Below are 25,743 nucleotides of genomic sequence, written 5' to 3'. Positions count from 1 at the left end.
GTCATGGATAGCGATTTGGCCATGATGACTAATATATTTAAATAGATAGGGCTTTAATTAATGATATTAATATTAGCTGCTGCTTTGAGCAGTGTCTTGGTGTCTATCCTATTAAAAAATTTAAAGAAAAAAGGTTATCAGCCATTACAGATGATTGCATGGAACTATGCAAGTGCTAGTCTTCTTTGCTTTTTGTGGTTTCAGCCCGATATCCAACATGTTTCAATAGTGCATACTCCATGGTGGTTAATCCTTGCCTTGGGGGTAATTTTACCTAGTATTTTTTTATGTCTTGCTAAATCACTAGAATATGCAGGAATTGTTAAAACTGAACTTGCACAGCGCCTTTCAGTTGTTCTTTCTTTGCTCGCAGCATATTTCTTTTTTCATGAGCAATTTAATGCATTAAAACTATGGGGAATAGGTTTAGGAATTCTTGCAGTTTTACTTGTTTTATTTGGACAAATGAACTCTTTTTCCAATCATCAATCTAGAAAAGCAATTCTTGCTTTATTAAGTGTTTGGTGTGGTTATGCGGCAGTAGATATTCTTTTAAAATATACAAGTAGTTTAGGCCTTCAGTTTACACTTACTTTAAATCTTATTTTTATTACAGCTTTTATATTGTCGATTTCATATTTATTGCTACAGAAGACTCAAAAGTGGCAGTTTAAAAGTACGATAGCTGGATTAATATTAGGCATACTCAATTTTTCAAATATTGCTTTATATGTAAAAGCTCATATTCTTTTAAAAGATTCACCTGCAATTGTTTTTGCAAGCATGAATATTCTTGTGGTGCTATTAGGAATTGCGAGTGGAGTGGTTTTATATAAAGAAAAATTAAAATGGCCTACTATTTTGGGGATTCTTTTAGGAATAAGCGGAGTAATGTGTTTAGCTAGCGCAATGGCTTGATAGTTCAAGAGAATAGAATCTCTTGAACTATAGAGGTTTTATTATAAATAGGTAAAAATTACTTCATCTGGCAGTCGTGATTTAGGAAGTTTGGCATTAAAGTCATTTTCACTGCGATAGCCTAAAGAAACGATTACAGAGCTTCGTAAACCTTTTTCAGTTAAACCTAGCTCGGTATTTAGAATTTCTTCATCAAACCCACCCATTGGAGTCGCATCAATGCCCTCTAAGCCGGCAGCAAAGAGTAGCTGTCCTAAAGCAATGAATGTTTGATTTTCCATCCACCCAAATAAATTTTTCTGTTCATTTCGGTAGAACTCGACGTAGCCATGGCGAGTATCTTTTTGACCTAATTTTGCTTTTTCATCTTTAAAACGGCCACTTAAATCATCTTGCTCAAGTAGTTGATTTAAGTACTCAGATGTAATATCCGTTTTTGTACAGAATACAAGTGTATGTGATGACTCAAGCACTTTAGGAGCATTGTAAGCATACTTTCCTGTTAATGCTTTTGCGATTCGTTCTTTAGCTGCAAGATTGTCTGCAACTACAAAGTGCCAAGGCTGAATATTTACTGAAGAAGGGGTGAAACGTAAAATTTCTAATAATTTATTAATTTTTTCTTGAGGAATTTTCTTTTCAGGATCATATGCTTTTGTTGTGTAGCGACTTTTAACCGTATTTAATAAATCCATACTTTACTCCATATCAATCTTATTGCAATTGAGAGACTTTAATCTTTGGCATCATACGCTATTTTATTCAAAGATATTTGATCTTTAATTTGATAAAAAATGTATTGCAGTAATATAGAAATTAAATAATTTTTTATAAATATATATTTCTAAATTAGTATGTCCAGTCAATTAACTTTAGCTGTGGAGCATTGTCAGTAGGATCAATTTCCAAAATATAAGCTTGATCTTCACGCCAATCGCCAAGAACAATTCGTTGTTTAGCTTCTACCTTATGAATTGAAGGTCGATGGGTATGGCCATGAATAAGTATATCTACATCTGTTAAAGCAGAAAGTACAGCTTGCTCATTTACATCCATAATTTCATAGCTTTTTTGCTGTTTATCTGCGGAGCTTCTTTTTCGAAAGCCATTAACCAGTTTGGTGCGAAAACTCAGTGGTGTACGGCGTAAAAAAGCGACTAAGAGCGGATTTCTAATAATTTTTTTAAATCTTTGATAGGAAATATCATCTGTACATAGTGCATCACCATGTTCTAGGCGGTACTGATGTCCAGCAATAGTGAGATAATAAATATCGGGTAGTAATACACCATTAAACTTATTGAGGAAAATTTGATTTAAAGCAAAATCACGGTTACCTACTTGGAAGTAAACCCGATTTCCTTTTTTGTTAAAGTCTTTTAATGCTTCAATAATTTCATCGAGCCATGGTGCCGAGTAATCATCGCCAATCCAAGCATTAAACCAGTCACCTAAAATATAAAGCTGTGTTTGTTTATTTTGATAATGCACTAATAAATCTAAAAACCCTCGAACAAGTCGAGGGTGTTCAGGTGACAAGTGTAAATCAGAGATAAACAGATAAGTCACAGCTTATTCCTAAAATTATTCAGAAATAATTTTAGCGGATTCGATTACCACGTTTTCTAAAGGAACGTCAGCGTGGTAACCACGGTTGCCAGTGCGAACGCCTTTGATCGCTTCAACAACATCCATACCTTCAACAACTTTACCAAATACAGCGTAACCCCAACCTTGAGCAGTTTTAGAGGTATGGTTTAAGAAAGAGTTGTTTTTTACGTTAATGAAGAACTGTGCAGAAGCAGAGTGAGGTGCTTGAGTACGTGCCATAGCAATCGTACCAACGTCATTGCTTAAACCATTGTCAGCTTCGTTTTCGATAGAATCACGAGTTGCTTTTTCTTTGAAGTTTTCATCCATCCCGCCACCTTGGATCATGAAGCCATCAATGACACGGTGGAAAATAACGCCGTCATAAAAACCGTCACGTACATATTCTAAAAAGTTTGCTACTGTTTTTGGTGCTTTTTCAGTATTTAGTTCAAGAACAATACGACCTTTATTGGTGTTTAATTCGACTTGAGGAAAACTCATTACATTAATCTCCTAAACATGGGCTTATGACCATGGGTTTTTGGTTGAGAGAAGCATAAGCAAACTGTAAACTACAAGGCAAGTAAAAAACGTTAAAATCTTTGTGAAAAATGAAGATAGCGTTTAAATTTTTCGAAATTTATCTACAAAGAAGTGATTGATACACTATGAAGCCTAATGATGTTGTCTCGAACCTGCCAAATAACCCGACACCGAATACTCATGCCTCTGTCGATTCTGCGCAGCAAGAACAACAGGCTGGCTTAGATTTTGTTCGCCAAGTCATTACAGATGATTTGGCTACGGGACGTGCAAAGCAGATCGTAACGCGTTTTCCACCAGAACCAAATGGTTATTTACATATTGGCCATGTAAAAGCGATTTGCTTGAACTTTGGTGTGGCTGAAGAGTTTAATGGTTTGTGTAATTTGCGTTTTGACGATACAAACCCTGATGCTGAAGAACAAGAGTATGTTGATGGTATTGCGAATGATGTGAAATGGCTTGGTTTTAACTGGAATGGTGAACCACGCTATGCATCGGGTTATTTTGATCAATTATATGCATGGGCAGTTCAACTTATTGAACAAGGCGATGCATATGTAGATTTACAATCTCCAGAAGAAATTAAGTTAAACCGCGGTAGCTTTGTTGAGCCAGGTAAAAACTCTCCATACCGTGATGCATCTATTGAAGAGAATCTTGCTCGCTTTGAAAAAATGCGTAGCGGTGAGTTTAAAGAGGGTGAAGCAGTTTTACGTGCCAAGATTGATATGGCAAGTACAAATGTACATATGCGTGATCCGATTTTATATCGCGTATTGCATTCAGAGCATCACCAAACTGGCGATAAATGGAAAATCTACCCAATGTATGACTATGCTCATCCATTGTCTGATGCCATTGAAGGAATTACCCATTCGCTTTGTACATTAGAATTCCAAGATCACCGTCCGTTTTATGACTGGATTGTTGAAAAAGTAAAATCTAAAGCGGTTCCACATCAATACGAATCTTCACGTTTAAACGTGGATTACACCATCACATCGAAACGTAAATTACGTAAATTGGTGGAAGGTGCTTACGTAAATGGTTGGGATGATCCACGTATGCCAACCGTAGTTGGTATGCGCCGTCGTGGTTTTACACCAGAAGGCTTACGTGATTTTTGTAAGCGTGTAGGCGTATCAAAAACTGATGGTATTGTTGATGTTGCAATGCTTGAGTTCTGTATTCGCCAATCTTTAGAAAATACTGCTGCACGTGGTATGGCTGTTTTAAGCCCACTTAAAGTGACTTTAACTAACTTACCTGACGATATGGATCTTACGCATGCTCGCCATCCTAATGTAGATATGGGTGATCGTGTGATTCCTTTAACCAAGGAAATCTATATAGACCGTAAAGACTTTGAAGAAGTACCGCCAAAAGGCTTTAAACGGTTAATTCCTGATGGTGAAGTGCGTTTACGCCATGCTTACGTGATTAAATGTGATGAAGTCATTAAAGATGCAAATGGTGAAGTGATTGAATTGAAATGTTCAATTGACCCTGAAACTTTAGGAAAGAATCCGGAAGGCCGTAAAGTAAAAGGGGTGATTCACTGGGTATCTGCAACTAAAGGTATTCCTGCTGAAGTGCGTATTTACGACCGTTTGTTTACTGAAGCCGCACCTGATGCAGATGATGACTTCTTGGCAAATCTTAATCCTGAATCATTGAAAGTGGTACAAGCTGTCATTGAGCCAGCTTTGGCACAAGCGAATCCAGAAGACCGTTTCCAATTTGAGCGTGAAGGTTATTTCGTTGCAGATCAATATGATCATTCACCAGAAAAACCGGTTTTCAACCGTATTCTTGATTTGAAAGATAGCTTCAAGCCTGAGAAAAAGTAAGACGAACAACATGTTGTGAGTAAACAACAGATATAAAAAAGCCCAACTCAGTTGGGCTTTTTATTTAGGTGTCTTCTCATATTTTCTTTTTCTTTATGATTAACGTCCTTGGCAAAGTAGCTTAGGCCGGGTTAATCACATAAAAATAAAGAACTAAGGTGATGAGGAGAACGCATGAAAGCAATAAATAAGTATTGACCGTATTAAAGCTTTTAATAAATTTCCAGATATCCATAGTAATTCAGCGTATATTTTATGTTACAAATTAATAATACACTGAAAATTTTAAGAAATGTTTCCAAAGATAGAATATAAACTTTCCTTTGCTTGAAAAATAAACAATTAATACCAAATGGTAAAATTTAATATTCGCGCACATTCGAGTCTTTATAGTTTATCCACTATAACCAATTCTTTTTAAGAATCTTTGAATAACCTCAAATGCAGCATGTTCAAGTGCTTGAGCATATTGTAAGTTTTCTTCTCGAAGTTTCGGAATTGAAACTTTGGCATTACGAAGTTCACATGTATGACCAATTAACCATTTCTCAAAATTTTCTTCAGTCGTTTCAATGTGGAACTGTAAGGCAAGAATATTATTTCCGACTTCAAATGCCTGATTGGTATAAATCTCTGAACTTGCTAAGAGCGCCGCATTTTCAGGAAGGTCGAAAGTGTCACCATGCCAATGTAGAACATGGACATTATTAAGCAAAGCAGATAATACCTGATTAGGGCGTAAACTTAAGCTGAGTGGACCCCAGCCAATTTCTTTTTGATGTCCTGCATATACTTTTGCACCAAGCGCATGAGCAATAAGCTGTGCACCCAAACAAATACCAAGTGTAGGTTTATCTGCTGCTAGACGTTGTTTAAGTAAAGCAATTTCATCTTTTAAGAAAGGATAATCGTCAGTTTCATAAACCCCGATTGGACCACCTAAAATAATAGTTAATCCATCGTGTGCAAAAGCAGCAGTTAAATCATCTACACCTGCTTCAAAATAACGAACGCGAAATCCGAGTTGATAAAAGACATCTTCTAATGAACCTAAGTCTTCGAAAGCAAGATGCTGAATGGCATAAATAGTTTTAGGGAAGGCGTTTGTTGTGTTCATACAAATGATTCATAGAAGATCAATAGGTGGAGTATAGCGATAAATATAAAGAAGAAAATATCTGTATAAATCGTCAATACCTGAAAATTGATATTTTTCGTTAAGATAATATTGTTATGCAAAGGATTGTCTATTTTTAAATAAATCTCTTTGCATATTCCATTGCTTAAAATAATAGCTTTTGAGTTTCTGCCAAGCCTATATTTGAAAGTTGATGCTCATCTTTTAAATTAACTCCTGAGAAACCAAGTTGTTTGGATTTTTTCATTAAAGCGATTAAGCGTTGTACTGCAACTGGAATACTTAAACCTGCTGAGCGAACATTAGAAATACAATTACGTTTGGCATCGAGGCAGCCTGAATATGCATTCCATGTGTAGTAAATTCCCATACTATCAGGAGAGCTTAAACCAGGACGCTCACCGATTAGCATCACAAGCATGGATGCTTTAAAGATTTCTGCAACTTCATCGCCTAAAGCAACACGACTGCCTGTTGCAATTGCAATTGGTGCAAGGCTCCATTTTTCTTGCTGAATTTGTTCACTTAGCGCTGTAATGAATGGGATGGCATTTGCTTCAATCGCTCTTGCTGAGAGTCCATCACCGACCACAATACAAACATCGTATTGTTGAGGGGCTTCTGCATACTTCTTAATTAAGACATCTTTTGATTGATCTGAAAGCTGACGACCTAAATCTGGTCGTTTAAGATAGATTTCCTTATTAGGGGCTTTGCTTTGGACATGAAGACTTTGCAGCTGTCTTTGCGCTAATTGCTCAGATAAATATGAAACATCCATATCTTGATAAACCGCATCTTTTGCTTGTGCATGAGACAACTGGAACTCAAGTAAAGCGCGTGTTGGGATACTACAACCAGCGCGTCCTAATGCAATGCGAGCATCAGTAAATTGTTTAAGTTTTTCCCACTGATCTTGATGGGGACTTGATGGATATTGAATATCACGATTAAGTTTCATGGTGTTCTCACTAATTCATGAGCAGACGAGAGAATTGGTCGGGCATGTGGTCTGCCCAACAGATTTGAGAGTTTTGTTGTTTAAAAATACCTTGCTGTTCAAGCCAAGCTGAAAACTCAGGAGCGGGTTTTAAACCGAGGAGTTGTCTTAAATAGAGGGCATCATGGAATGATGTTGTTTGATAGTTGAGCATGACATCGTCTGAACCCGGAATCCCCATTATAAAGTTAATGCCAGCGGCACCAAATAGAGTAAGGAGAACATCCATATCATTTTGGTCGGCATCAGCATGGTTGGTATAACAAATGTCGCAGCCCATTGGCACGCCAAGTAACTTACCGCAGAAGTGATCTTCCAGTCCCGCACGTATAATTTGTTTACCGTTAAAGAGATATTCGGGGCCAATAAAACCAACGACTGTATTCACTAAAAGCGGATTGTATTTACGGGCCACTGCATAGGCACGAGTTTCTAATGTTTGTTGGTCAACGCCGTGATGAGCATTGCTTGATAGGGCACTGCCTTGACCCGTTTCAAAGTACATGACGTTTTGTCCAATGGTTCCGCGCTTGAGTGAGAGGGTGGCTTCATATCCTTCTTGTAGTAAATCAAGTGAAATTCCAAAACCTTCATTAGCCAGTTGGGTGCCGGCAATTGATTGGAACATTAAATCAATCGGTACATTTTTTTCAGCCAGTTGAATGCCTGAGCTGATATGCGTAAGTACACAAGATTGCGTTGGAATTTGATATTCCTGAATGACATGATCAAGCAATTTCAGTAGCTCTGACAAATTATGCAGGTTATCCGTGGCAGGGTTAATGCCAATTACGGCATCACCATTGCCATACATCAACCCATCTAAAATACTGGCTGAAATACCGAGCACATCATCGGTAGGGTGGTTCGGTTGTAAACGGGTAGAAAGATGGCCTTTTAAACCGATTGTGTTGCGAAATTGGGTGACTACTTCACATTTGCTGGCGACATAAATCAAATCTTGATTGCGCATAATTTTGCTTACAGCAGCCACCATTTCTGGAGTTAAACCTGATGCTAATGCCTTTAAGCTTTCGGCAGTGGCTTCTTCGCCAAGTAACCAATTTCGAAAATCGCCTACTGTAAAGTGTGAAATAGGGCCGAAGGCAGCCGGATCATGTTCATCAATAATTAAACGGGTAATTTCATCGGTTTCGTAATCGACTACAACTTCATTTAAAAAGGCTTTAAGCGGTACATCGGCCAAAGTCATTTGTGCTGCAACATGTTCGGTTGCATCTCTGGCGGCTACACCTGCTAATTCATCTCCTGAACGTAACGGCGTTGCTTTTGCCATCAAGGTTTTCAAGTCAGCAAAGTGATACTGTTGATTGGCGACAATATTGCGATAACTCATAGTTGCATCCTTTTTATAGTTCTTGTTCTGCGGCTTTAATATTTGCAAACTCTTCTTCTGGTGTACCTTTCACTAAATGATAACGGCTATAGAATAAAAAGTAAGCAATAAATACGACATAAATAGCGGCAGCAATAAACCAAACTTTCGGATTGACAACGAAGCCTGCGACCACAGCAGCGACTGCTAGAATCAAGGCAATACTTGAAGTAACGATTCCCCCTGGAGTTTTATAAGGGCGAGGCATGTCGGGTTTAGATAGGCGTAGTTTGATGTGGGACAAAAGAATCAACACATAAGAAATAGTTGCACCGAACACGGCAATTAAAATCAATGAATCGCCTTCTTTGGTGAGTGAAAGCAAGAACCCGATAATACCCGGAATAATAATTGCGAGATAAGGGGCTTTATTTTTATTGGTTAAAGAGAGTGAAGTAGGTAAGTAACCAGCACGAGAGAGTGCAAAAATTTGACGCGAATAGGCATAGATAATTGAAAAGAAACTCGCGATTAAACCTGCTAAACCAACAAAGTTTACGAAAGTCGCAAGCCAAGTGTTGGTGCCATACACTTTAACCAGAGCATCGACGAGGGGAGCGCCAGAGTTCTGTAAAGTACTTGCACCCGCTGCACCTGCACCTAAGAGTAAAATGAGCATGGCAAAGGCCGTTAAGATGAGCATTGCTCCGATTAAACCGCGTGGCAGGGATTTGGCTGGATCTTTTGCTTCTTCGGCTGCTAATGGCACACCTTCAACTGCTAGGAAAAACCAGATAGCAAAAGGAACTGCAGCCCAGATACCCAAATAGCCATGAGGTAAAAAAAGACTTGCGCCAACACCTGTACCAACTGGAATATCTAACAGGTTTTGTGCATTAAAATGCGGAATCATTGCTGCAATAAACACAACCAGAGCAACAGCTGCGACAAGTGTAATCGCAAACATAATTTTTAAGGCTTCGCCGGCACCTTTGAGATGTATGCCCATAAAAACGGCATAGCAGGCGAGGTAAATCATCCAGCCATTAATACCAAATAGAGATTCGCAATAACCACCAATAAACACGGCAATAGCAGCAGGCGCAATCGCGTATTCAATTAAAATAGCTGTTCCTGTTAAATAGCCCCCAAAAGGACCAAAAGCTGCACGTGCAAAACTATAACCGCCACCTGCTGTCGGCATCATGGTGGACATTTCTGACATAGAAAGACACAGGCACAGATACATGATTGCAGCAAGGGCGGTGGCAATAAACATACCACCCCAACCCCCTTGAGCAATACCAAAGTTCCAGCCAGCAAAATCACCCGATATCACATAAGCTACGCCTAAACCAATCAGGAGTAACCAACCAACAGTACCTTGTTTGAGTTGACGCTGAGCAAAATATTCTGCTGACGAGACTTTTGTCTTTGAGGAAATAACGGAAGCTGTTTCTGGTTGATTCATACAATACTCCTGCGAGTGGGTTTGTATGAATTAATGCAAAAGCAATGCCTAAATGAAGCACCTCAGGGAGTAGATGAAACTTTTTTGTTCTAAATGATAAAAATTCAATCTTAACAATCGGGAATAAAGAAACCAGTAATCTAAATTACTGGCTCCTTATATAATTAGGCATCTTATTTCTTTGTAGTGTTGATAGCTTGGTATCAACTTGGTGCGAAACTTAGAAGAAGCCCATTGGTTTAGTTGAATAACTCACCAACAAGTTTTTAGTTTGTTGATAGTGATCTAGCATCATCTTATGGTTTTCACGGCCAATACCAGACTTCTTGTAACCACCAAATGCAGCATGTGCAGGGTAGATGTTATAGCAGTTTGTCCAGACACGACCCGCTTCAATAGCACGACCAGCTCGGTAAGAAATATGTGCTGAACGTGACCAAACGCCAGCACCTAAACCATACATGGTGTCATTGGCAATTTTAATTGCATCGTCAAAGTCTTTGAACGTTGTCACAGCAAGTACAGGTCCAAAAATTTCCTCTTGGAAAACTTGCATGCCATTGTGACCTTTAAAAATAGTCGGATCGACATAGTAACCATCGCCTACTTCTTTACGGCCGCTACCGCCAAGTAAGAGTTCTGCACCTTCTTCACGACCAGTGTTAATACAACGTAAGATTTTCTCTTGCTGTTGTAGAGATGCTTGAGCACCAATCATCGTTTCAGTATCAAGTGGATGACCAGTTTTAATACGTTTTACACGTTCGACAGCCATCTCTAAGAACTGATCAGCAATGCTTTCTTGTACTAAAGCACGAGAAGGGCAAGTACATACTTCACCTTGGTTTAAGGCAAACATGGCAAAACCTTCAAGCGTTTTTTCTAAGAAATCATCTTCTTTATCCATGATATCTTCAAAGAAAAGGTTTGGTGACTTACCGCCAAGTTCTAAGGTAACTGGAATAATATTTTCGGTCGCATATTGCATTACCATTTGTCCAGTTTGAGTTGATCCTGTGAACGCGATTTTTGCAATACGTGGATTTGTTGCTAAAGGACGGCCGACTTCTGAACCGAAACCATTCACAATATTGAGGACACCCGGCGGTAAAATATCTTGGATCAGTTCAGCGACCAACAAAATACCCACTGGCGTTTGTTCAGCTGGCTTAATTACCACACAGTTACCTGCTGCTAAAGCAGGTGCAAGTTTCCATGCTGCCATCAAAATCGGAAAGTTCCACGGAATGATTTGACCAACTACACCTAGTGGTTCATGGAAATGGTAAGCAATAGTATCTTCATCAATTTCAGAGATGCCGCCTTCTTGAGCACGAATACATCCAGCGAAATAACGGAAATGGTCGATCGCGAGCGGAAGGTCAGCTGCTAAAGTTTCACGGACTGCTTTACCATTATCCCAAGTTTCGGCAACAGCAAGCATTTCAAGATTTGCTTCTAAACGATCGGCAATTTTTAAAAGTATATTTGAGCGTACTGTTGGTGATGCTTTATTCCATGTTGCTTTCGCCTTGTGTGCTGCATCTAGAGCGAGCTCAATATCTTCGGCACTAGAGCGTGGAATACGTGTAAAAGCTTTTCCGTCAACAGGAGATACATTGTCAAAATATGCACCTTTTATAGGTGCCACCCATTCACCGCCAATAAAATTTTCATATTGTGATTTAAATTGAACTTTTGAGCCTGGTTGATTTGGATCGATATAGCGCATATAAATATTCCTTTGCTTTTTAGGACTAAAGACTAACAAGAACCCTGTCAGTAGGTACTTTCGTACTTTGTATAATTAGGATATAAAGAAGAAGGTTGGAGAAAGGTTGGAATAGAAATGTGGATATATAAGGAATTTACAAATGTTCACAAAAAAGGATTTATTGCAGCAACGGACCTTGATTGATCAACTGCGCACGCAAAATAGTCTCTCTCCTCAGAACGCTGCCAAACTCGGCCAAAGTATTGCAAGCTCGTGGGAACGATCGGCTTCTGCCGCAATTCCTAAGGAGCGTTTTGCCGCTCCATTAGTCGAGAAAAAAACTGCTTCACAAAATGCTTTAGATATGGCTTTAAGCCAATGTGCCGACGACTTACGTCATATTGCAGAACAATCTTCAATGGTAATTGCTGTCGGTGATATTGGCAGTACGATTATCTGGACGGCACCAAGTGCTCAAATGCAAAGTGCTGCTGAGCGTGTACATTTTGTACAAGGTGGTCAGTGGCGTGAAGAATTTGTTGGCACCAATGCCTTGGCTTTATCTTTAAAAACTCAACAATCAAGTTGTGTTTTTTCTAATGAACATTACATGGAGTCGATTCATGATTGGGTGTGTTATGCCGCACCGATTATCGACCCATATTCAAAACAAACGCTAGGTGTTGTTGATCTATCAACCACGTGGAAGAACCATAATAGTTTAGGAATTCTGGCTGCTGAACGTTGTGCATCCATTATTCAGTCTGCTTTGCTAGAGCAGCAGCGTCACCATTTACACATCCGGGCATTTTCGACGCCGCAAGTTAAATTTAACGGTAAAAGCTTGTTATTAACGCCGCGTCAAATTGAAATTTTAACCATCTTGGCCTTATGTCCGCATGGTTTAACTTTAGAGCATCTTTATCAGGCGCTCTATGGCGAACGTAAAGTCAGCATGGGCACACTTAAAGCTGAAATGTCTCAACTACGAGATATTTTGGGAGGTTTACTTGGTTCACGCCCGTATCGGTTACTTGTACACGTTGAAGCTGATTTCTTACAAGCTGAACAGGCACTCGATGCAGGATATGCCGCATCTGCTTTGCAGCTTTACACAGGCGTGTTTCTGGCAAAAACTGAAAGTCCATTTTTATGCGCATGGCGCGACTGCCTTGAATCACGTTTAAGCGATGCAATTTTTAAAACCCAAGAAACAGATTTACTGTTAAAGCATCTAGCTCATTTCCCTGAAGCCATTGATGCGGTAGAACGCCTTATGGAGCTTTTACCGAGTGAGCATCCTGCGCATCAACTGCTGGTGAAATACCTTGACTCACCTAAGCTTAGTTAAGTAATTTTTTGATCCAGCCACTGGAACAATTGTTGATAGACTTGTTCTCGTACTGGCTGGGCCGAAAGGACTAAGTCATGCAATCCATTGTGAATAGAGACTAAAGAGACATCACCTTTAATTTTTTTACCATGTTTCTCAATGTCTTTAACATCTAAAATCACGTCACTTTGAGTTGCATCTGGACCCCATTTGCGCGGGTTTTTAGTTTGATGCGAATGCATAATCATTGCGGGAACGTTTAGTTTAACCCCGCGATGAATCTCTTTTTGTGCCGTATGAATCGCATGTACAAAACTGAGTTGAACTGTAGGGGCAGAGGTTGGTTTCCAGTCAAGGTTAAACTCCCATTCACCTTTGAGCTGCTTGTGAAGACTGGTGGTATACCATTTGTTGAGTTGGCTTGGGAATTTAACTTTTGGTAGATATTTTCCTACTCGACTGAGCATTGGAATACCAAATTTCTTTTCGATTAGACTTAAATTAAAGTCGTAAAACGGACTATTTGCCCATAGCGCTTTAATAAGAGGATGATTTGGATGATGGGCAGCATAAAGCGTTGCTGTCAAACCACCAGTTGAATGGCCTGCGAGTAAAACCTGAGTGTGTTGCTCTTCGCCAATAATCTGTAATGCTTGAGTAATTTCGGAGTCGTATTCATTTAAATCAAGCACATTATAGAAAATTTGATGAGGCAGCTTTGAGCGGCCATATTTTCTTAAATCAAGTGCATAGAAGTCATAACCATGAGCATTAAATTGCTCAGCCATTTCGGTTTGAAAGAAATAATCTAAAAAACCATGAATATATAGTACGGCTTTTTGAGTAGATTGAGCAGCTTTTTTACGGACTAAGGTGGCTACAACTTTCCCTTCATAATCATCAGGAAAACTAAGTGTGAGCTGTTCGTAACCCGTGCCTAAAATATCTGGAACATAAGTTTGATTAGCTAAAGATGTATTCATTTTTATCGAGCTATTGTAATTAAGACATGCAGAGTATCCTTCAATGAAATGGGCGAATTGTCAATCAGGTTTAGAGAAGGTTAGAGTATAGGTTCTAAAAAAAGGGAATACCGCTGGAGCTAAGTATTCCCAAAAAAGTAAGTCAACGGTCGGAGGGATTTGACTTACTAGAGGGATATGCCATTACATCAGTATTAAAGTGCTGCTTTGAAAATCTCCACAACTTGTGCATGATTTGCTTTACGAGGGTTGGTGAGCATACATGCATCTTTTTGAGCATTATCTGCCATCACCGCAAGGTCTTCAGTTTTCACACCAAGCTCTGTTAAACCAGATGGAATACCAATTGATGAAGACAGTTTACGAATGGCATCAATTGCAGCATAGGCAGCTTCTGTTACGGTGAGTCCGTGAGTATTTACACCCATTAACTCTGCGATTTTTGCGTAACGATCTGGGCAAGCAATTAAGTTAAATTCACAAACGTGTGGTAACAAGATTGCGTTACATACACCGTGAGGTAGGTTGTAGAAACCGCCTAACTGGTGCGCCATTGCGTGAACATACCCTAAAGATGCGTTGTTAAATGCCATCCCAGCCAAATATTGTGCATAGCTCATCGCATCACGTGCTTCGATGTTTTCACCATTTGCTACAGCAGGTTGTAACCACTGGCTAATCATCGTAATCGCTTTTTCTGCACACGCATCAGTAATTGGGTTTGCCGCCGTAGAAACATATGCTTCAACTGCATGAGTTAGCGCATCCATACCTGTTGCAGCGGTTAAACCAGCCGGTTTTGCAATCATGAGTTTCGGATCATCGATCGCAATAAGTGGAGTACAACGCCAGTCAACAATCGCCATTTTTACGTGAGTATCGGTATTGGTAATAATACAGAAACGAGTCATTTCAGATGCAGTACCAGCCGTTGTATTTACTGCAATCAATGGTGTCATTGGAACTTTGCTTTTATCAATACCTTCGTAATCACGAATATGACCACCACCCGCAGTGACTAAACCAATCCCTTTTGCACAGTCGTGAGATGAACCGCCACCTAGAGAGACAATAAAGTCACATCCATTTTCGTTATAGGCATTTACGCCATTATGAACATTAATATCGGTTGGGTTAGGTTCTGCACCTGGGAATATATGGCTTGCAACACCTGCTTCAGTTAAATAGTTTGCGATAAGATCTGCAACACCAAATTTAAATAAGCCTTCATCGGTCACAATTAATGCTTTTTTTGCGCCAAGGTTTTGTGCCTTTGTACCAATTTCTTTAGCACATCCTGGTCCAAAGAGTGATACACATGGAATATAAAAACCGTTTGTTTGATCTGCAATATTTTTAAAAGCCATGGAGTGATTCCTTCTTCCATAAATCCATTGTTTGTTATTACAGGTGAGCCTCACCATGGCCTTAGTATTGTGATGTGAAGTTTATTTTCCTACCTACCAAAAACCTACCAAATATTATTTTGTTTTTAATTATTGATTTATATTTACTTTTTAGAAAGTTTGGCACATTCATTTAATTTTTTCGGGAAAATCGTTAAGCTATGGGCTGTTAAAGATGTACATATGAGATTATGAAACAGGAAACTGCGCTTAAACTGCTTAAAGCAGGTGAAAATGTCTTTTTAACCGGTTCGGCTGGTGCAGGGAAAACCTATACACTTAATCAGTACATCCAATACCTCAAAGCACGTAAAGTGCCTGTGGCAATTACGGCATCTACAGGTATTGCAGCAACACATATGAACGGTATGACCATTCATACATGGGCTGGCATTGGCATTAAAGATCTGTTAACTGACGACGATCTAAAACGCATGAAAGAGCGTAAATATCTCAAGGAACATCTTGAAAATGCGCAAGTTCTTGTGATTGATGAAATCTCAATGCTACATGCGAAACAGCTTAATCTGGTCAATCAGGTTCTAAAATATTTTAAAGAAAGTGATGAAGCATTCGGCGGTATTCAAGTTATTGTGGCTGGAGATTTCTTCCAGTTGCCGCCTGTAGGGCGTAATGGTGAAGCCAACCGTGATAAGTTCTGTTTTATGTCAGATGCATGGGTCGAAGCCAAATTCCGTGTATGTTACTTAACAGAACAGCACCGTCAAGACGATGAAATTCTGAACCAGATTTTAAACGCTATTCGTGCGCAAAATATTCAACCAGATCATTTGCAAGCACTGCGTCAATCACGCTCGCATGATATTGGTGAGACCTTTACTCGTCTTTATACGCATAATATGGATGTCGACAACATCAACTATCAGCATTTAAATGAAATTGATAACGAAGGGCATCAATTCAATGCTGTTTTAGATGGTAATGAAAAGTTATTAGAAACTTTAAAATCTTCAGTTCGTGCGCCAGAAGAACTCACACTTAAAAAACATGCCAAAGTCATGTTTGTAAAAAATAACTTTGATATGGGTTATATCAATGGAAGCTTGGGTGAAGTCATCGGCTTTGAAGAAGATGATGAAAATGGCTTACTGCCAAAGGTAAAATTGACCGATGGCACGACTTTGCTGGTTGCTCCTGAAACATGGTCCGTTGAAAATGAAGCAGGCAAAGTGATTGCAAGTTTTCAGCAAATTCCGCTTCGTTTAGCGTGGGCGATTACTATTCATAAAAGCCAAGGGATGACTTTAGAAGCGGCTGAAATTAACCTCATGAACACCTTTGAAAAAGGTCAGGGTTATGTTGCATTGTCGCGCTTAAAATCTTTAACTGGTCTAAAATTATTAGGGATTAACGAGCAAGCTTTAGAGTTAGATAGTTTAGCTGTAAAAGCGGATCGTCGTTTTCAAGAGCTTTCAAAAGAGGCCGAAGACAACTTTGCAGATGTAGATTTAACGGCTCAGCATAAAGCCTTTATTCGTCACTGTGGTGGCACCTTAAATGAAACCGAGATTTCTCGTAATGAGAAGAAACTCGCAAAAGGTGGCAAGCAAAATTATGCTACGGCAACTTTAGATGAGACACGTGCGTTGTTTGAAGAAGGTTACGAGATTGAAGACATCGCGCATGAGCGTGGTCTGACACCAGCAACCATCATTAATCATTTGGCTCGACTTCATAAAGAACAAAAGCTGGATATTTCGGTTGCCCATCCGGGTGAGGAAGTGGTCGAAGAAATTCGTAAAATTTATAAGAAGCTAAAAAAACGTCAAAATCCAGATCATTTTTCTGATGATGGTTCGATCAAACTAAGACCAATTGTTGAAGCAACCAGCCCTCGAATGGGATATGATCAGGTTCGATTAGCTTTATTATTTATTGAGTAAAGTTTAATTGGCTTAATGACTTATTATATAAATTGAGGTGGCTATGCCGCACGTTGTAGTTGATTATTCAGAAAACTTAACTGGATTGAATGCAAAACAATTACTTGAAGAAATTAATACCACACTGATTGAGACAGAGCTATTTAGTCCAGAAGACATTAAAAGCCGTGCGCGTAAAGATGACGTTTTCCTCATTGGCTTAGGGGCCGATCAAGCCTACATTCATTTAAAAGCCTACATTTTGTCAGGAAGAACGGCTGAACAAAAACAACTTATGGGTGAGCAGTTATTAGCGGCACTCAGCAACAAAAAATATCTACAACCAGAGTTTAATAAAGAAATTCAATTGTGCGTTGAGCTTGTCGATATGCCAAGAGAAGATTACTTTAAGCAAGTTATATAATCCTAAAAAAGCGCAATTTCGATCAAGAATAGAGATCAGCACTGTGTAAAAGCAGTCCGATCTTATTACAGATATCTACTTACTTTTAAAGTGAGTCTAGCGTGATACAGGCATAATCTAGGTTATGCCTGTATTTCTAAAAGCCTAATATCTGCATATTGTTCGATCAAGTTGTCATCTAGCATATGGATATAATCCATAAAGATAGTGCTAAAACTTCCCATAGTTTGTGCTTGATTTGCAGCAAGTTTACCCGCAATCGCAAAATGAACATGAGCTGAAAGAGCAGCAATCGTTGGCGTCGTCACAGCGCTATATGCTGCGATTAACGCACCTAAAGCGCAGCCTGTTGCTGTGATTTTGGGCTGTAAACGGCTTCCGCCGTTTACTTGAATCACAGCATCTAATTCTTTAGATAAAATATAATCTGACTCACCTGAAATAGCGATACAGTCCGCATGTGCTAATAGTGTATAAGCCTGTTGATAGGCTTGAGCACTACTTAGGGTACTATCGACACCTTTAGATTGAACTTGGTTGCCTGCAAGCGTACTGATTTCTGAAGCATTACCACGAATAACGCTTGGCTTGAACTGTAAAAGCTCGTCTGTCATTTGACTACGCCAAGCTAAAATTGGTCCATAGCCAACTGGATCAAGCACCCACGGAATGTTATTAAGCTGTGCTGTTTTTGCAGAGATTTGCATGGCCTGCATTTGCTCTGAAGTCGGGGTGCCTAAATTGATGCTTAAAGCCGATGAAATTTTGGTAAAACTTTCTGCTTCATAAGGATTATCAATCATGGCAGGTGAAGCACCAGAAGCAAGTAAGACATTGGCTGTATAGTTGGCTGCAACGCTATTGGTAATGCATTGCACAAGAGGCGTTTTTGCCTGCATGTTTTGCCAAGCGTCAATGATCTGCTCAATCAAAGTCGATGCTGATGTCATATTATTATCCTTATTAAGCCAAAGTGATTTTAGATTTAGTGAGTAAAATAATGATCTTGATGCTTACATCTTTGGCAAATTAAGGAAACATAATCTGCCGCATCATAATCAACACTTAAATCATTTGAACCACAATGCATACAGCGTTTAACTGAATAAAAGTTTAATCGAGGTTCAATTTTTCGCCATGCTTTCCAGACAGGTTGTACAAAGATCTGTTCGTCGTAGCCTAAGAAGCGGTTAAGTAAAATATAACTCATTTTACTGTAGGGAATATTGTGAGGACGAGGCAACATTGAGGTTTCCCACTTTTCAGCTAAGGCTCTCTCGCGATATTGCTCTAAGGTTTTCTTTAACAAATTGGTGTTAATAAATTTTTCATTACGCGGCTGTAGGGCTTTCTGTTTATAAAGGTACTCAAGCGCGGTTTGAATTAAATAATAAATTTGACCAATTGCTAATGAATCCATTAAACGATAGCAAAAAGTTTGGAAATTAGAGCTTCCTGCAATTTGAATGCCCCAAGTTCGGCAATAGAACTGCATAAACTGAATAATCTCTTGATATAGCACCTGAAAAAGTACGTCTTTTACTTCATCGGCACTACGAAACGGAATACCAAGACTTAAATTTTCATAAAACCAGTAGCGTAATTGCTGGGCAACACTAAATAAACTTGGGTCACTATAACCGTCCAAGCGAATGTTTAAATAAAAGCACTGAGGTTCATCAGCTTGATCTTGGGCGTTTAAAATTCCATCTTTATGGAGTTGCTTAATCAGATAGTTTTGAAAAATCCAGTTTGGTGTAATGGACTGATATTTAATCTGGTCCCAGTGAATATATTCGTCATGTGCAAGATCATCACGAGCATAGTCATCAAGTAGGCTGAGTAAAAAAAGTTTATGTAAAAAACTGAGCTGTTCCAGACTGCGTTGTGGTTGCTCTTTTGACTTGAACTGGCGTTGTTCTTGTAGGCGTGTTTGCTGTAAAAGCTTTTTCCGTTGTTTTGTGCATGTTTCACAATGACAAGTCATTTTCGTATCTTTAAATACACGGTGCTGACAATGACTGCATTCATGAAACTGAATGTCTTGTTCAAATTGCTCGGCATCTACCCAGTACATTGAAGCTTGGCAGAGAGGACAATGGCTACTTTCATCTAGCTGTTTCTGTAGAATTTGTAAGGCCATTTCGCTCCGAATGCATAAATTAGTCAGGATAGAGCTATTATACACAGCCAAATTGCCGATAGCTGAGATTGTCTTTTTGTTTGGTGCAAAAATAGAAAACCTAAAGTCTTTGTTTTAACTTTAGGTTTTCATAAGGGGTTAAAATTTAAAATTAAACAGGGCACGGCAAGCTCTCATCATTCTGTCCAAGCTTTTTGGCATTGATAAGTGCCTGCACTTTTTTACTTGGTAATTTTACTTTACCTAAAGCATCATAAGTATTAACGATAGAGGTCACCTCCTGAGCTGTAATAGAAATACCTTCCGCAGATAAAAACACCGCAATCACATGGTGATCGAGTCCTGCTGCGTCTAGATCATGAATTGCTTTAATATTTTCTAAACGATGAAAATGTGCTTTTAATTCCATACCGACACCTCTTGTTCTGATTGAAATATTTATATTGGTGTATTAGTGAAGGCAAGAACCATGCCCAAAATGTAAGCTGACTCTAAAAAATGTTAAAAGCTGAATTTGTTTTATTTTTATTGTATAGATTGATTATATAAGCAACGATTATCGTAAATTTGGTTTAATCTGTGCTAATAAAAGACGATTCTAATTTGAAATGTATAAATGAAGTCCCATTAATTTTATAAAGGTAAACAAACACGGTATGTATGAATGTGTATGATCAAGTTCATAAAATTCGTACTACGGTTTCCGAAAAGTATATAAGGAATAAAGATGAATATTGCGGCGCAGCCTCCAGTTCAGGCAGATCAAACAGTTTATTTAAAAGATTATCAAAAACCTTCATTCTTGGTTGAATCTATTAATCTTGATATTCAAGTATATGACGATAAAACAATTGTTGATTCAACATTAGTCATGAAGCGTCAAACTGCTGGAGACTTGGTATTATTAGGTCGTGATCTTGAGTTGCAATCTATTCAGCTCAATGGTCAAGATCTTACTCCTGCACAATATTCACTCGATAGTGAACAACTGGTGATCACTGATGCACCAGATGAAGTCATTTTACAAACTCAAGTGATTATTCATCCTGAAACCAACACTCAGCTTGAAGGTTTATATAAAGCAGATGAGTTGTTTGTAACCCAGAATGAACCTGAAGGCTTCCGTAAAATCACGTTCTATCCAGACCGTCCAGATGTACTTTCAGTCTTTACGACACGTGTAGAAGCAGACAAAAAATATCCAGTGTTACTTGCCAATGGTAATTTGCTTGAAACAGGTGAGGTAGGTGAAAACCGTCACTTTGCGATCTGGCAAGACCCGACTAAAAAACCAAGCTACTTGTTTGCTTGTGTTATTGGTGATTTAGCTGTTCTTAAAGATCGTTATACGACTTCGGAAGGGCGCGATGTTGCTTTAGAAATCTATGCAATCGAGAAAGACATTCCAAAATGCCATATCGCGATGGAAGCATTAAAGCATTCAATGCGTTGGGATGAAGAACACTACGGCCGTGCTTATGACCTCGACAACTATATGATTGTTGCTGTTAGTCAGTTCAACATGGGTGCCATGGAAAATAAAGGTTTAAACATCTTTAATACCTCATGCGTACTTGCCGATGAAGAATACACAACTGACGCAGCGATTATGCGAGTACAGTCTGTGATTGCGCATGAATATTTCCATAACTGGACTGGGAACCGTATTACTTGCCGTGACTGGTTCCAGCTGTGCTTAAAAGAAGGTTTAACGGTTTTCCGTGACCAGTCTTTCTCTGAAGATTTACAATCTGCTGCAGTTCAACGTATTGATGATGTCGCTGTACTTAAATCGCATCAATTCCCAGAAGATGCTGGTCCATTGTCGCATCCACCACGTCCAGATCACTTTGTAGAAATTAATAACTTCTACACAGCTACAGTCTATGAAAAAGGTGCGGAAATTAACCGCATGATGTCGACCTTACTCGGTAAAGAAAAATACCGTCAAGGAACCGATGAATATTTCCGCCGTCATGATGGACAAGCCGTAACAGTAGAAGACTGGGTTGCTGCATTATCTGCAGGTTCAGGTGTTGATTTATCTGCATTCTTAACTTGGTACAACCAACCAGGTACACCAAAGCTTGAAGCAAAAGGTGAGTACGATGCAACAGCACAAACATACCGTTTAAGCTTTAAACAAAGCCTAAAAGCACACCCTAAATATCCAAATTTAAAAGCTGTGCCGATTCCTGTTGCTTTAGCGCTCTTTAACGCTAAAACAGGTGAACAATATACATTGCACAGTAACAGTCTATTCGTAAATGATGTTAAAGATGGCGTGTACTTGTTTGACCAAGATGAGGTAACTATTGAATTTACAGGGGTGACTGAGCAACCCGTTGTGTCGTTACTGCGTAATTTCTCGGCTCCTGTAAATCTTGTATTTGATTACAGTGATGAAGAATTAGCATTCTTAATTCAGCACGAAACAAATGGTTTTAACCAGTGGCAAGCAACACAAACCTTGCTTGAACGTATTTTGTTAGAAGACCATTCTGCAGATGCATACATTCAAGCTATTCAATGCACATTGCCTGAGTTGGTTGGCCGCGACCCGCTTTTAGCATCACGTTTGTTTGATGTTCCAAGTGAAGGTTATTTGGGTAGTCGTATTGATCAGAACTATGTACCAGCTGATATTCATGTAAAACGTGAAGCTTTACTAAATCGTTTAGCACAAGAGTTGGGTTCGTTTTGGAAAGATACCTACCTTACACTTGACCCTGACTTGCAAAAAGAATTCTCTTTAGCCATGGGTGTACGCGCATTAAAAAATATCATGCTGATGATGATGGCTCGTCAGGGTGATCAAAGTGCATTTGAATTAGCACATGTTCAATACCAAAACACAGGCAATATGTCTGAGCGTTTAGGTGCGCTACGTGTATTGGTTTGGCAAAACGCACCTCAAGCTCAAGAGGCACTTGCTGATTTCTATGACCGCTTTAAAGATGAAGCTTTATCTTTAGACCAGTGGTTTATGATTCAGGCTGCAAACCCAAATGCCAAAACAGAAACAATCGAGTACTTAACTCAACATCCCGACTATGATTTAACAACTCCAAACCGTATTCGTGCGGTAAGTGGTGGCTTGTCAAATAATCCTGAAAATACTTGGGGCTTTGGTGTCGCTCACTTTATTAACCTTGCAGAATATCTTGACGAGAAAAACCCGATTTTAGGTTCACGTCTGTTACAGGTGTTATCTCGTTGGTATACGCTTGCAGAGCCTCAGCGAACACAAGTTCAACAAGCTTTAAAAGCATTGCAGCCTAAAGTGAAATCGAAAAATGTTTCTGAAACCTTAAATAGCATGCTGAGCGTTTAATTATTTAAACTTACTAAATAAAGGTCTCTAAAGAGGCCTTTATTTTTTATATCTCATCGCTCTTCAAGATTTAAAATAAATAAAACTATCCTTGTTATAGTTCATCTGTAGATCAAGTTTGATCATTTTATTTTTATATAAATTATAATCTTGAATACTTTATTAGAGATAAACTTTTAAGTAATAATATAAAATTACCATTAAAAGTATAGTCAGGAAATAACTAAGTACTTATGTAAATAGAATTTAATTTCATAAAGTTTGATAATTTTTTGACATATTTATTTAAATTTAAATAAATAAATTTTTTTTAAATTTTATTAAAGTTATTTAAATCAAAAACTTAAATTTTGTAATTATTGTTTTTTTGTATCCGTAAGATAAGTTTAGGTAAATTTGTTTTATTGATTAGAAATTAAAATAATAACGTGAACATGCATTTTATTTATTTTTATGTATTATGTTGGAAAGTAGGGTAAAAAAATAAGCTTTAAAAGAGCAGTCAAATAAAAATGATTGTAAGAATAAGGGTTAAATTTTTTATATCTATTAATTCGATAGTTTAGTTTAAAAGGTTTTGGCCATGAAAAAGACTTGTATTTATTTATCAGCAGTTGTTGCAGGAGTATTTTCTCTCAATGCGGCAAATGCAGCTACAGCAACAGGTACATTAACTGTTCGAGCAACAGTAACCAATAGTTGTGTATTGAATACCTCTGCAACCGGTACGACAACAAATGCAGTTTTAGACTTTGGTACTTTAAGTTCGCTGGCTAGCAATGTCGATGCAGATACCACAACGACAGGTGGAACCTCAATTAAAGTCCTTTGTAATAATACTGTGCCATGGACTTTGTCATTTGATGGTGGTCAGAATGTTTTATCAACTCAACGTCGTATGATCGGTGGGGCGACTAGCGACGAATATATTCCTTACAACCTTTTCTCTGACACTGGACGTGCCACAGCAATTGGTATTGCAACGACCGCCTACAGTGGAACCGGAACGGGTAATGTTCAAACTGTAAATGTGTATGGTCGTATTCCTGCAGGAACAACTTTACCAAGTGCTGGTAGCTATGTTGACAGTGTGACTGTCACAGTAACTTATTAATTTGCATAAATTAGAATTACGTTAGCCCTTTTGAAAGGGCTAATACATTAAAAAGTTATATTTGAGCAAATCATGAAAAAAAATATTTTTATTATTACGGGATTATTCTTATCTTTATCTAGCTCTATTAACGCCGCAACAATCCGTCTTTCACCTGTAAATATAGAAATATTAAGTAATCAAAATGCTGCTTCAATTAGTTTATATAACCAGTCAAATGAAAGTACTGATTTGCAGGTGCGTGTATTTGAGTGGAGGCAAAATGCTGGGCAAGATCAGTTAATCCCTACGGATGAGATTGTCATTAGTCCACCATTTTTAAAACTACAACCTAGTGACTCTTATAACTTACGTGTAGTTAGAATTAACCCGGAACCTATTTCTGGCGAAAAAACTTATCGTATTATTATTGATGAGTTACCAAAACCGATTGATAGCCGTAAAGCTGCTCAGGGAGTAAATGTATTACTTCGCTCGTCATTACCTGTATTTGTAGTGAATAAAGATGCAATTACCAAACTGAGTTGGAAAATTGATGTTAGCCAGAACACACCTTCTTTAAATATTAGCAATATAGGTAACCGGCATGCGCTGTTAAATAGTCTAACGCTTGTTGATACAACTGCGAAAAAAAGTTATCCGATTAAAGTAAATACTGTGAATGGTTATATTCTTGCGGAGAAGTCGAAAAGCTACTCGATTAGTAACTTTACCTACCAACCAAATCATAAATACAGCGTATCTCTAACAGTTAATGGTAAGAAAACCACACTTTAAGAGGCTTATATGAAATACATTATAGGTGTCTTATGTGTTGCGTATTTTCCTGCATATTCTTTTGCCGAACAGTTACTAGATCATACGAATACTGCAGTTCCCAGTGTTCCTAAATCTGTAGGTAGCAATAGTGAATATAGACACGTAGGAACGAATGAGCAGGAGCAAGATCTTAATTTCATTCATCTATTTTTAAATATTTCGATTAATTCAAATGCTTCTGAAGATTTGGTTGCTGTAAAGCAATCTAAGGATGGAAAACTATATATTCGTTCTAGTGCCTTAAGAACTTTAAGACTAAAAATGGATGAACATATCCCAGATAACCAGTGGGTGTGTATTAATGATTTAAACGGAATTCAGTTTAAATATCTGGAAAATGAGCAGTCTTTAAACTTAAAAGTTCCATCGAACATGTTAACGGGTTACTCAGTCGACTTAAGTGGCCAGCAGGTCACTAGCCCACATTTGCTAAAGATGAAACCCTTAAACGCGGCTATTTTGAATTACAGTCTGTATAACACCATAACCAATGACGAGAACGTTTTCTCAGGTACGGCTGAGGGGATCTTTAACAGTGCAATTGGTAACTTTTCATCAGGGGTTTTATATAACGGTAGTAATGAAAATAGTTATAGTCATGAAAAATGGGTACGACTGGAAAGTAAGTGGCAGTACGTAGACCCTGAAAAGATCAGGATATATACCCTAGGGGATTTTATTTCCAATAGCGCGGATTGGGGCAGTAGTGTCCGTCTTGCCGGTTTCCAGTGGTCGAGT

21 protein-coding genes and 1 pseudogene are annotated in these 25,743 nt (G+C 38.5%); 9 read left to right on the top strand and 13 right to left on the bottom strand.

Features of this window, described 5'->3' with window-relative positions; genetic code table 11:
- The first annotated feature begins 60 nt into the window (after window positions 1–60).
- Window positions 61–918 (top strand): DMT family transporter, encoded by an 858-nt coding sequence (locus RFW85_RS02815; protein ID WP_170248119.1) that lies wholly within the window; start codon window positions 61–63, stop codon window positions 916–918.
- Between the two features lie 41 nt (window positions 919–959).
- On the opposite strand, the gene nfsB is transcribed toward RFW85_RS02815, so the two are convergent.
- The 3 genes from nfsB to RFW85_RS02800 form a co-directional block, all read right to left on the bottom strand.
- Window positions 960–1,613: an oxygen-insensitive NAD(P)H nitroreductase gene (gene nfsB, locus RFW85_RS02810; RefSeq protein ID WP_170248120.1), complete on the bottom strand. Its 654-nt coding sequence runs from the start codon at window positions 1,611–1,613 to the stop codon at window positions 960–962.
- A gap of 154 nt (window positions 1,614–1,767) precedes the next feature.
- Entirely contained in the window at window positions 1,768–2,487 is a 720-nt protein-coding gene (locus tag RFW85_RS02805; RefSeq protein WP_170248121.1) for a UDP-2,3-diacylglucosamine diphosphatase, read from the bottom strand.
- A 15-nt stretch (window positions 2,488–2,502) separates the two neighbouring features.
- Window positions 2,503–3,012 carry a peptidylprolyl isomerase gene (locus RFW85_RS02800; RefSeq protein WP_002122280.1) on the bottom strand — a complete coding sequence of 170 codons (510 nt, stop codon included), beginning with the start codon at window positions 3,010–3,012 and terminating at the stop codon, window positions 2,503–2,505.
- 167 nt (window positions 3,013–3,179) lie between these two features.
- Here RFW85_RS02800 and RFW85_RS02795 point away from each other — a divergent pair, with 167 nt between their 5' ends.
- A complete protein-coding gene (locus tag RFW85_RS02795) occupies window positions 3,180–4,907 on the top strand; it encodes a glutamine--tRNA ligase/YqeY domain fusion protein (protein WP_170248122.1) in 1,728 nt (575 codons plus the stop codon).
- Window positions 4,908–5,301: 394 nt separating this feature from the next.
- On the opposite strand, the gene RFW85_RS02790 is transcribed toward RFW85_RS02795, so the two are convergent.
- The 5 genes from RFW85_RS02790 to RFW85_RS02770 all read right to left on the bottom strand — a co-directional run bounded on the left by RFW85_RS02790 (window position 5,302) and on the right by RFW85_RS02770 (window position 11,584).
- Window positions 5,302–6,024, bottom strand: coding sequence for a glutamine amidotransferase (locus RFW85_RS02790; RefSeq protein ID WP_170248123.1), 723 nt, complete (start codon window positions 6,022–6,024; stop codon window positions 5,302–5,304).
- A 166-nt stretch (window positions 6,025–6,190) separates the two neighbouring features.
- Complete coding sequence (gene eutC / locus RFW85_RS02785; RefSeq protein WP_170248124.1) at window positions 6,191–7,006, bottom strand: ethanolamine ammonia-lyase subunit EutC; 816 nt, start codon at window positions 7,004–7,006, stop codon at window positions 6,191–6,193.
- A gap of 10 nt (window positions 7,007–7,016) precedes the next feature.
- Window positions 7,017–8,402 (bottom strand): ethanolamine ammonia-lyase subunit EutB, encoded by a 1,386-nt coding sequence (locus RFW85_RS02780; RefSeq protein WP_170248125.1) that lies wholly within the window; start codon window positions 8,400–8,402, stop codon window positions 7,017–7,019.
- A gap of 13 nt (window positions 8,403–8,415) precedes the next feature.
- Window positions 8,416–9,852, bottom strand: a complete 1,437-nt coding sequence (gene eat / locus RFW85_RS02775) for an ethanolamine permease (protein ID WP_170248126.1) — start codon at window positions 9,850–9,852, stop codon at window positions 8,416–8,418.
- A 220-nt stretch (window positions 9,853–10,072) separates the two neighbouring features.
- Window positions 10,073–11,584, bottom strand: coding sequence for an aldehyde dehydrogenase family protein (locus tag RFW85_RS02770; RefSeq protein WP_002119354.1), 1,512 nt, complete (start codon window positions 11,582–11,584; stop codon window positions 10,073–10,075).
- Window positions 11,585–11,726: 142 nt separating this feature from the next.
- Between RFW85_RS02770 and RFW85_RS02765 the strand changes: the two genes are divergently transcribed.
- Entirely contained in the window at window positions 11,727–12,917 is a 1,191-nt protein-coding gene (locus tag RFW85_RS02765; protein WP_170248127.1) for a helix-turn-helix domain-containing protein, read from the top strand.
- Here the strand turns inward: RFW85_RS02765 and RFW85_RS02760 are convergent.
- Window positions 12,914–13,882 carry an alpha/beta hydrolase gene (locus tag RFW85_RS02760; protein WP_170248128.1) on the bottom strand — a complete coding sequence of 323 codons (969 nt, stop codon included), beginning with the start codon at window positions 13,880–13,882 and terminating at the stop codon, window positions 12,914–12,916. The two genes, RFW85_RS02765 and RFW85_RS02760, sit on opposite strands and share 4 nt — an antisense overlap.
- Before the next feature lie 194 nt (window positions 13,883–14,076).
- Window positions 14,077–15,249 carry an iron-containing alcohol dehydrogenase gene (locus RFW85_RS02755; protein WP_017398424.1) on the bottom strand — a complete coding sequence of 391 codons (1,173 nt, stop codon included), beginning with the start codon at window positions 15,247–15,249 and terminating at the stop codon, window positions 14,077–14,079.
- Window positions 15,250–15,479: 230 nt separating this feature from the next.
- Between RFW85_RS02755 and RFW85_RS02750 the strand changes: the two genes are divergently transcribed.
- On the top strand, window positions 15,480–17,192 hold the full coding sequence (locus tag RFW85_RS02750; RefSeq protein ID WP_086265958.1) for an AAA family ATPase: 1,713 nt from the start codon (window positions 15,480–15,482) through the stop codon (window positions 17,190–17,192).
- A gap of 43 nt (window positions 17,193–17,235) precedes the next feature.
- The gene (locus RFW85_RS02745) at window positions 17,236–17,595 is read left to right on the top strand and encodes a 5-carboxymethyl-2-hydroxymuconate Delta-isomerase (RefSeq protein ID WP_171545228.1); all 360 of its coding nucleotides are present in this window, start codon (window positions 17,236–17,238) and stop codon (window positions 17,593–17,595) included.
- Between the two features lie 122 nt (window positions 17,596–17,717).
- Here RFW85_RS02745 and thiM read toward each other — a convergent pair whose 3' ends face one another.
- The 3 genes from thiM to RFW85_RS02730 all read right to left on the bottom strand — a co-directional run bounded on the left by thiM (window position 17,718) and on the right by RFW85_RS02730 (window position 20,147).
- Window positions 17,718–18,545 carry a hydroxyethylthiazole kinase gene (thiM, locus tag RFW85_RS02740; protein ID WP_170248130.1) on the bottom strand — a complete coding sequence of 276 codons (828 nt, stop codon included), beginning with the start codon at window positions 18,543–18,545 and terminating at the stop codon, window positions 17,718–17,720.
- Window positions 18,546–18,580: 35 nt separating this feature from the next.
- Complete coding sequence (locus tag RFW85_RS02735; protein WP_068562747.1) at window positions 18,581–19,738, bottom strand: hypothetical protein; 1,158 nt, start codon at window positions 19,736–19,738, stop codon at window positions 18,581–18,583.
- 151 nt (window positions 19,739–19,889) lie between these two features.
- The gene (locus tag RFW85_RS02730; protein WP_005068647.1) at window positions 19,890–20,147 is read right to left on the bottom strand and encodes a hypothetical protein; all 258 of its coding nucleotides are present in this window, start codon (window positions 20,145–20,147) and stop codon (window positions 19,890–19,892) included.
- Between the two features lie 318 nt (window positions 20,148–20,465).
- Between RFW85_RS02730 and pepN the strand changes: the two genes are divergently transcribed.
- The 4 genes and pseudogenes from pepN to RFW85_RS02710 all read left to right on the top strand — a co-directional run.
- The gene (gene pepN / locus RFW85_RS02725) at window positions 20,466–23,072 is read left to right on the top strand and encodes an aminopeptidase N (protein WP_170248131.1); all 2,607 of its coding nucleotides are present in this window, start codon (window positions 20,466–20,468) and stop codon (window positions 23,070–23,072) included.
- A gap of 577 nt (window positions 23,073–23,649) precedes the next feature.
- Window positions 23,650–24,186 carry a spore coat U domain-containing protein gene (locus RFW85_RS02720; protein WP_216076511.1) on the top strand — a complete coding sequence of 179 codons (537 nt, stop codon included), beginning with the start codon at window positions 23,650–23,652 and terminating at the stop codon, window positions 24,184–24,186.
- Between the two features lie 72 nt (window positions 24,187–24,258).
- Complete coding sequence (locus RFW85_RS02715) at window positions 24,259–24,963, top strand: fimbria/pilus periplasmic chaperone (protein ID WP_309171108.1); 705 nt, start codon at window positions 24,259–24,261, stop codon at window positions 24,961–24,963.
- 9 nt (window positions 24,964–24,972) lie between these two features.
- Window positions 24,973–25,743: pseudogene (locus tag RFW85_RS02710) on the top strand (fimbrial biogenesis outer membrane usher protein); the annotation flags it as partial.

The organism is Acinetobacter sp. 12966 (assembly GCF_031196995.1).
Lineage (GTDB): Bacteria > Pseudomonadota > Gammaproteobacteria > Pseudomonadales > Moraxellaceae > Acinetobacter > Acinetobacter geminorum.
Note: the sequence above shows the minus strand (reverse complement) of the source record. Positions and strands in the feature narration are given on the sequence as shown.